This is a genomic window from Methylocaldum sp. (assembly GCF_039794385.1).
Taxonomy (GTDB): Bacteria; Pseudomonadota; Gammaproteobacteria; order Methylococcales; family Methylococcaceae; genus Methylocaldum.
In genome coordinates, this window is the sequence record NZ_JBDIVO010000006.1 from 38054 (window position 1) to 46428 (window position 8375).

Here is an 8375-nt window from a genome sequence, read left to right on the forward strand (position 1 = left end):
AAGTTGGTTCCGGATATTCTGACTACGCTTATTCGCGGAACATTCTTATTTAACGCAGAGGACGCATGACTGTCGGCGCCGCCAGCTATCTGGCAGGTTTCTTCGCTTATCTTTTTTTAAGCGCGTTATTGCTCGTCAGCTGGCGCGGCAATGTTACCGGACGTTGGCTGGTCCTGGCATCATTCGTGACCACGGCCTGGTCCGGCGTTCTGGCGATACAGGAAATCTTTCACTTTTTCCCCGCGGCAGTCGTTTGGTCGGTCGAAATCGTCCGCACCTATGTCTGGCTGCTCTTCCTCAGCAAGCTGTTCAACCCGCTTAAAGATACCGGCGCCGACTCGAATTCGACAACGTCGAGAATCATCAATCGGGGCGTTCATCTGGCGGTAGGGTTCCAGGTGGTTTATGTCTGGATTTCTCCGGGGTTGGAACGATACTATCCGGACGTTTTTCAGCCTGCGTTTCAGCTCTGCGGCCACGTCGGCTTGGCCTTGATCGGTCTGGTATTGGTCGAACAATATTTTCGCAATATCCGGACCGATCTTCGGTGGCGGATCAAATTCCTGTGTTTCGCGTTGGGAGGAATGTTCGCCTACGACTTTTATCTTTACTCGGACGCCTTGTTGTTCCAGCGCATCAATCCAGATCTATGGCTGGCGCGCGGCGCTGTCTCAGCCCTGTTGCCTCCCCTCTTCATCGTTTCTGCCGCCCGTAACCCGCAGTGGTCGGTGGATGTGTTCGTTTCCCGTCAGGTCGTCTTTCATTCCGCGACTCTGCTCGGGGCCGGCATTTATTTGTTGCTCATGGCGACTGCCGGATATTACATCAAGATTTACGGCGGGGAATGGGGAACCGTCGCGCAAATCGTTTTTCTGGTCGGGGCGTTCTTGTTGCTCGCATTGCTGCTTTTTTCGGGGCAGATGCGGGCCCGCACGAGAGTTTTTCTAAGCAAGAATTTCTTTAACTATGCCTACGATTACCGGGAGGAGTGGCTTCGAATCATTACGATGCTCTCGGATACCGGCTCCGGGTTAGCGCTCGAAGAACGCATAATCGTGGCTTTGGGGCAAGCCGTGGAGAGTCCTAGCGGTGTGCTTTGGGTCCGGGAATCGAACGGGCATTTAGTCTGGCGGGCGAGCTTCGGAGAACCGGAGCTCGATGTCCCTCTGGTCGATGGGGGCGATGCGGTAATTCGCTACATGGAAGATAAGGAGTGGATCGTCAATTTGCCCGAGATGGTGACGATGCCGGAGGCTTATGACGGACTCAACCGGCCTATGTGGCTCGAACCCGCTTCCGACGCATGGTTGCTGGTGCCGTTATTTCAGCAGAAACGGTGTATGTCGGGACTGTTGCTGCTGACTCGTCCTCGTACTCCGATACACTGGAATTGGGAAGTCATAGACCTATTGAAGACCTCCAGTCGGTTGGCTGCAAGCTATCTGGCGCTCGAGGATGCCGGCCGGGCTCTGGCCGAAGCTCGACAGTTCGAAGGTTTCAACCGGCTTTCCGCTTTTATCATCCATGATTTGAAAAACCTTATCGCGCAACTAAGCTTGGTGGTGCGCAATGCGGAGCGACATCACAACAATCCCGAATTTATGCGAGATGCCATCAAAACGGTGGATCATGCGGTCGGGAAAATGAGCCGGCTGATGTCCCAATTGAAAAACTCCGGCTCAGCGCAGTCGGAAAAGGTGATTGACCTCGGGGCGCTTGTTCGTGAGGTGCTGGAGTCGCGGAAGGCTCAGGCGCCAATTCCCACGTGTGATATGTTTAGGCAGTCGATCCTGGTTAGAGCCAATCGCGACCGCCTGGCGTCTTCTTTCGAGCATATTATCCAGAACGCTCAGGATGCCGCCGGCAAGAACGGTCGGGTGCATATTCGAATGAAGATGAGTAAGAGCGGCCATGCTGCCGTTGAAATCGAGGACAATGGACGAGGCATGGACGAAGAGTTTATCCGTACTCGCCTGTTCAAGCCTTTCGAAACCACGAAGGGAGTGACCGGAATGGGCATCGGTGCGTACGAGAGCCGCGAATATATACGTTCTTTGGGTGGGGAACTCAGCGTGACAAGCGAACCGGGCAAGCGCACGCTGTTCAGCTTCTCGATTCCCGTCGTTTCCAATTCCGACGAGCTTGCCTTAAACGAGGTGAATTCCGCTTGAGCGAGCAAACTCTGTTGATCGTCGAAGACGATCCTGGGCTACAAAGTCAACTTCGCTGGAACTTCGAGCAATACAAAGTTCTGATGGCGGACGACCGAGAATCCGCAATCGCGGCGGTCAAGCGTAATCAACCGGCGGTTGTTACGCTGGATCTCGGATTACCCCCGGATCCGGGCGGCGTGAGCGAGGGTTTCGCGGTGCTCAGCGAGATTCTGTCCATCGCGCCGACAACCAAGGTCATCGTCATTACCGGTAACGATGATCAAGTCAATCCGGTCAAGTCCATCGGGCTCGGCGCTTACGACTTCTATCAAAAGCCGATCGATCCGGAAACCTTGTCTTTCGTGGTGGAGCGGGCATTTCGCCTTTACAGCCTCGAGGAAGAAAACCGGCAGTTTCGGCGGATGCACATCACTAACCCGTTGGAAGGCGTCATCGCGGCCAGTCCCGAGATGCACGAAGTTTGTCGCATGATCGAGCGTCTGGCGCCGACCGATATTACTGTGCTGCTGTTGGGTGAGAGCGGTACCGGCAAGGAGGTACTCGCACGCGCGCTTCATGCGTTGAGCCCGCGTTCGAAAAAGCCTTTTGTTGCCGTCAATGCGGCTGCGATCCCGGATAGCTTATTGGAAAGCGAACTGTTCGGTTTCGAGAAGGGGGCGTATACCGGCGCGACTCAACAAACCAAGGGCAAGTTCGAATTGGCCGATGGCGGAACCTTTTTTCTCGATGAAATCGGCGATATCCCTCTATCGCTACAACCGAAGCTCTTGCGCGTGCTGCAGGAACGGGTCGTCGAGCGGGTCGGAGGACGGCAGCCGATCAAAGTCGATGTGCGCTTGATTTGCGCCACCCACCAAAATCTCTCGAAGCTGATCAGTGAAGGGAAGTTTCGAGAAGACCTTTATTTCCGCATCAACGAAATGATCATCAACATTCCGCCGCTCAGGGAAAGAACCGGAGATGTGGCGGTTTTGGCGCGCGCTTTCCTGGACAAGTTTGCGCAGCAAATGCGTCGTGCAAACATCCTCGGTTTCAGCGATGGAGCGCTGGCCGCCATGGAAACCTATCATTGGCCCGGAAATGTTCGGGAGTTGGAGCATAAGGTCAAGAGAGCGGTGGTGATGGCCTCGGGTCCTCTCATTGATGCCAAGGATATGGAGCTTGCACCGGGCGAATTCAAACGGCGCTTATGGAGTTTGCGGGAGGCTCGCGACATGGCCGAACGGCAAGCGATTTGCGCTGCCCTGAGCGAAGCCGGCGAAAACGTCACCAAAGCGGCTGAAATCCTCGAGATTACACGCCCAACGCTTTATGCACTCTTGAGCAAATTCAATCTTAAGATTTAGGAGGTTGATATGGCCCGCACGCTTCAGGCGCTTATCCTGCTAACGTCGGTCATCGGTCACGACTGGGCGAGAGCCGAAGTGGACCTGCTCAAGCAGGCTCAGGATTACATCCAAAAGGGTGAGATTAAGGCGGCGGTCATTCAGCTGAAAAACTTGCTGCAGAGCGACCCGGAAAATGCCGACGCGCGCATATTGATCGGGGAGTCGTATCTCAAGTTGGCTGATGGCCCGTCGGCGGTTAAAGAGTTGGAAAAAGCCCGAGACTTGGGGGCGTCAAAAGAAAAGTGGATCATTCCCCTGGCGCGGGCCTATCTGTTGCAGGACAAGCCGAAAGCCGTTCTGGACCAAATCAAGCCGGAAGACGATTTGACCGGTACGATTCGCGCTCAAGTGTACGGCATTCGTGGTTTGGCTCAAATCGCCCTGCGGGAGCCGGAGCAGGCAAAGGAAAGCTTCGATGCAGCCCTGAAGTTCGACTCGACGGCGAGCGACGCCTTGTTGGGACTTGCCATGCTTGAGGTGCAGCAAAAACAGTACAAGAAGGCGATCGAATACGCCAATCAGTCCATTGTCAAGGATCCCAAGAATGTAAGCGGATGGATTATTTTGGGAGAAACCAAGCGGCTGGATGGCGACCTGACCGGGGCGGCCGATGCCTTCACCAGGGCGCTTGAGGTCCAGCCTTTCGACATACGGGCACGGCTCGGGCGGGCTACGGTTTATCTCGCCTCGGGTAAGGCGGACGATGCGCAAAAAGATGTCGATGCGGTTCGAAAAGCGGCGGGAGATGTGCCGTTGGCGCTGTATCTTCATGCGGTCATAGCCTTTCAGAAGAAGGAATTTCAAGAGGCCGAAGACGCCCTCGTCAAAGTAACCAACGCGCTTCCGAATCATCCGCCCAGCAGGCTGCTTTTGGGCACGATCGCTTACCAACAGGGGAAATACGAGTCCGCGGAGAACAATCTTTCTCAATTTCTCGGAGCCGTTCCAAAGCATCTGCCTGCGGCAAAGCTGCTGGCCGCGACACGGATGAAATTGGGACGCGCCCATGACGCCATCGAACTATTGAAGGGAGTCGAGGATCAGGCATCCAACGATCCACAGTTTCTCGCTCTTCTCGGCAGCGCTTACCTCCAGGGCAAACAATACGACTCAGCTACGGAGTATCTGGATCGAGCCTCCGAACTCGCTCCCGACGTAGCGGCGGTCAAAGCGCAGTTGGCCCTAGGGCGTATCGCGTCCGGGCAAATGGAACAGGCCGTGGTCGATCTCAAATCCGCCGTCGACCTGGATCAAAACCTGTTGCAAGCGGACGTCATGTTGGTCCTAGCCTTGATCCAGCAGAAGAAGCCGGATGAAGCGATCGAGGCGGCACGAAAACTGATGAGCAAGATGCCGGGCGACCCAATGCCGGATAATTTGCTTGGCACCGCCTATATGTCCAAGGGCGATACGGATAAGGCGCGCGAGCACTGGACGGCGGCATTGAAGCTCAATCCCGATTATGCTACCGCCGCGCTTAATTTGGCGAAGCTTGAACTCAGGGGCAACAACCATGATGCCGCGTCCCAACGTTATCAACAGATTCTCCAACGCGACCCGAAAAACTTGGCGGCGCTCATCGGTCTGGCTCAGATCGCCGAAATGCGTAAGGACTATCAAAATATGGAGAAACATCTCAAGGAGGCCCGCGAAAGAAATCCAAAGGTGTTGCAGCCGTCGGTGTTGCTGTCCCGATACTTCCTGGCACAGGGTAAGCCTTTGCAGGCGTTGGAGGTTGCTCGCGATGCCGAAGCCAATAATCCCGATCACCCATTGGCGCTTCAAAGTCTGGGCTTGGCTCAATCGGCCAACGACCAGGGAGCAAGTGCCATCGCCACGTTTAAGAAATTGGTGAGCAAGGTTCCGGGGAATCCGGAATATCGCCATCAATTGGCCCAAGTCCTGTATAAAAAGGGCGAAAAGCAAGCGGCTAGGGTCGAATGGGAAAGTGTTTTGAAGCAAGCTCCCGATTATATGCCGGCCCTCTTAGCTAAAGCGGAGTTCAACCTTCAGGACAAGAATTACCGAGAAGCATTAAAAATAGCGGAAGATATCAAGGCCAAGCACCCGAAGTTAGCTGTGGGCTTCCAAATGGATGGCGACATTCGGTTCGCTCAGAAGCTGTTCAAGGAAGCGCTCGCGTCTTATGAAAAGGCTTTCCAATTGGCTCCGAACTCGGCCTTGGCGCGGCGGTTGTTTCAGACGCGCCATGCTTTGGGGCAGGATACCGAGGCGTTTGACGGGCTGACTCATTGGCTGCAATCGTCCCAAGACGACGTCGAGTCCTGGATGATGCTAGCTATGGCTTATCAGGAGGCCGGGAGACGGAAAGAAGCCGTGGAGGCTTACGAAAAAGCTCAAAGCCTGAAGCCGGAAAACTCGCTCGTCCAAAATAACCTGGCCTGGTTGTATCAAGAATTGGGCAGCGACAAGGCTTTGCCTTTAGCCGAAAAATTGCTCCCGGCATCCGAGAATCGTCCGGAAGTCATGGATACGGTCGGGTGGATTTTCGTCCAGAACGGAAAACAGAAAGAAGGCCTGAATTTACTGCAGGACGCTGCCGTGCATGCACCCCATGTGGCGCAGATTCGTATTCATTTGGCTGAGGCTTTGGCTAAGTCTGGGCGGAAAGACGAGGCACGCAAGGAACTGGAGCGCCTGTTGAAGGAGAAGAAAAATTTTGCTGAACGGGAAAAAGCCGAGATCCTGCTCAAGGGAATGTAGTGTCGCAACCGAGCGGGTAAAAAAAAGCGCGACACTTTCTCGGTGCCGGAATGTGCGTTGCCCGGGCGAGAGCGATACGGGCCGGCCCGAATGTTGCCCGAGAGAATTCTTCTGCGCTGTGGCTTTTCATGCTAGGGTCGGTCGTGGCGAGAAATCAAATCTCACCCTTTAACTATTGCTAGAACGTTAAGTGGCTCTGCTGATGCAAAAAAATACGTTAACAACGATTCTCTTCGTACTTATTCTTTCTGCCCCTGTCACGATTTACGCCGCCGAGAAGGCCTATGTCACCGACAGATTGGAAGTTCAGTTGCGCCGGGGTCAGAGCTTACAACACAAGATTGTAAGAATGGTGCCTTCGGGCACGGCGGTTAACGTGCTCGAGAAAAATCCCCAGACGGGTTATTCCTTCGTGCGGTTGGACAGCGGTGAGGAGGGATGGATACTCAGTCGGTATCTTTCTGATCAGCCAATCGCTATCAACCAGCTGGACGAAATGACCAAAAAACTCGAGACAGCATTGGAAGAAAACAAACGGCTGAAAAGTGAACTGTCTACCGTAACATCAGGGAAACAAAGTACCGATAAGACAGCCCAACAACTTCAAGCAGAGACTACCCGCCTGAACACCGAACTGATGGCGATACGTCAGGCCTCTGCCAATGTTCTCCAAATCCAGGCCGAGCGCGATATGCTGCGGGAAAGCGTTATCAAGCTTGAACGGGAATTGGATACGATTCGCCGGGAGAAGCAGGCTTTGGATGAGGATCATCGTCAAGATTGGTTTATGATCGGCGCCGGAGTGCTTTTCGGGGGCATCGTGCTCGGAGTGGTCCTGCCGCGCATGAGCTGGCGCAAGAAAAGTGCTTGGGGTTCGTTCTAGCGCCTGTAATGATTTCGGCTTAACGGATTGAATTACAGAAGCAGGCAAACCTGTCGAGACTACCCACGTTTGCGCCGAATGCTCGATTCTTCGGATCATCCTTGAAAGTTCATAATGGCCTCTAAGCCGCCAGTCGATTTGTTACTGTGTTACAAGCCGTAAATCGGCTAAGTCCTGTTGTTGGAGATTACTGATGAGCGATAAAGAAACCCGTTCCTTTTCATCCCAGGTCGTCGACGGCATGGAACGGGCGCCGAGCCGGGCCATGCTGCACGCGGTCGGTTTTTCGGATGACGATTTCAAAAAGCCCCAGATCGGCATCGCGTCCACCTGGAGCATGGTGACGCCGTGCAATATGCACATCAACCGTCTGGCGGACGACGCAGCCCGCGGTGTGGATCAAAGCGGCGGCAAGGCCGTGATCTTCAATACCATCACCATTTCGGACGGCATCTCGATGGGCACGGAGGGCATGAAGTACTCGCTGGTGTCCCGAGAAGTCATCGCCGATTCCATCGAGACGGTCGTAGGCTGTCAGGGCTTCGACGGTGTCGTGGCCATAGGCGGCTGCGACAAGAATATGCCGGGTTGCCTGATCGCGCTGGCGCGCCTCAACCGTCCCGCGGTATTCGTCTACGGCGGCACCATTCTGCCCGGCTGTCTTGGCGATAAGAAGCTCGACGTTGTGTCCGTATTCGAGGCGGTCGGTGCCCGCGCCAATGACAAGATCGACGACGCGCAATTGAAGGAGATCGAAGCCAAGGCGATTCCCGGCGCGGGCTCGTGCGGCGGCATGTACACCGCCAACACCATGGCTTCGGCCATCGAGGCGCTGGGCATGAGTCTTCCCGGCAGCTCCGCCCAGGCGGCTGTTTCGCCGGATAAACAATCGGATTGCGCAAGGGCCGGCCAGCAGGTGCTCAAGCTCCTGGAACTCGGCATCCGCCCCCGCGACATCATGAGCAAACCGGCTTTCGAGAACGCCATTACGGTCGTCATCGCGTTGGGCGGGTCCACCAACGCGGTGTTGCACCTCTTGGCCATGGCCAACGCCTGCGGCGTCGATCTGACGCTGGACGATTTCACCCGCATCGGCGAGAAAGTACCCATGCTGGCCGATCTCAAGCCGAGCGGACGCTACGCCATGGCGGAACTGATCGAAATCGGCGGCATCTTACCTTTGATGAAGATGTTGCTGGACGCGGG

The 8375-nt window shown here is 55.1% G+C and carries 5 protein-coding genes; all 5 read left to right on the forward strand.

What is annotated here, in order from left to right:
• Positions 1–65 precede the first annotated feature (65 nt).
• Positions 66–2171 (forward strand): XrtA/PEP-CTERM system histidine kinase PrsK, encoded by a 2106-nt coding sequence (gene prsK, locus ABJK70_RS01035; RefSeq protein ID WP_347257271.1) that lies wholly within the window; start codon positions 66–68, stop codon positions 2169–2171.
• On the forward strand, positions 2168–3520 hold the full coding sequence (gene prsR / locus ABJK70_RS01040; protein WP_205780766.1) for a PEP-CTERM-box response regulator transcription factor: 1353 nt from the start codon (positions 2168–2170) through the stop codon (positions 3518–3520). The genes prsK and prsR overlap by 4 nt, the downstream gene beginning before the upstream one ends.
• Positions 3521–3529: 9 nt before the next feature.
• On the forward strand, positions 3530–6286 hold the full coding sequence (prsT, locus tag ABJK70_RS01045) for an XrtA/PEP-CTERM system TPR-repeat protein PrsT (protein ID WP_077730395.1): 2757 nt from the start codon (positions 3530–3532) through the stop codon (positions 6284–6286).
• A 190-nt stretch (positions 6287–6476) separates the two neighbouring features.
• The gene (locus tag ABJK70_RS01050; protein WP_133716720.1) at positions 6477–7169 is read left to right on the forward strand and encodes a TIGR04211 family SH3 domain-containing protein; all 693 of its coding nucleotides are present in this window, start codon (positions 6477–6479) and stop codon (positions 7167–7169) included.
• Positions 7170–7362: 193 nt separating this feature from the next.
• The coding region (locus ABJK70_RS01055; RefSeq protein ID WP_347257272.1) for a dihydroxy-acid dehydratase at positions 7363–8375 on the forward strand (1013 nt) is incomplete at its 3' end.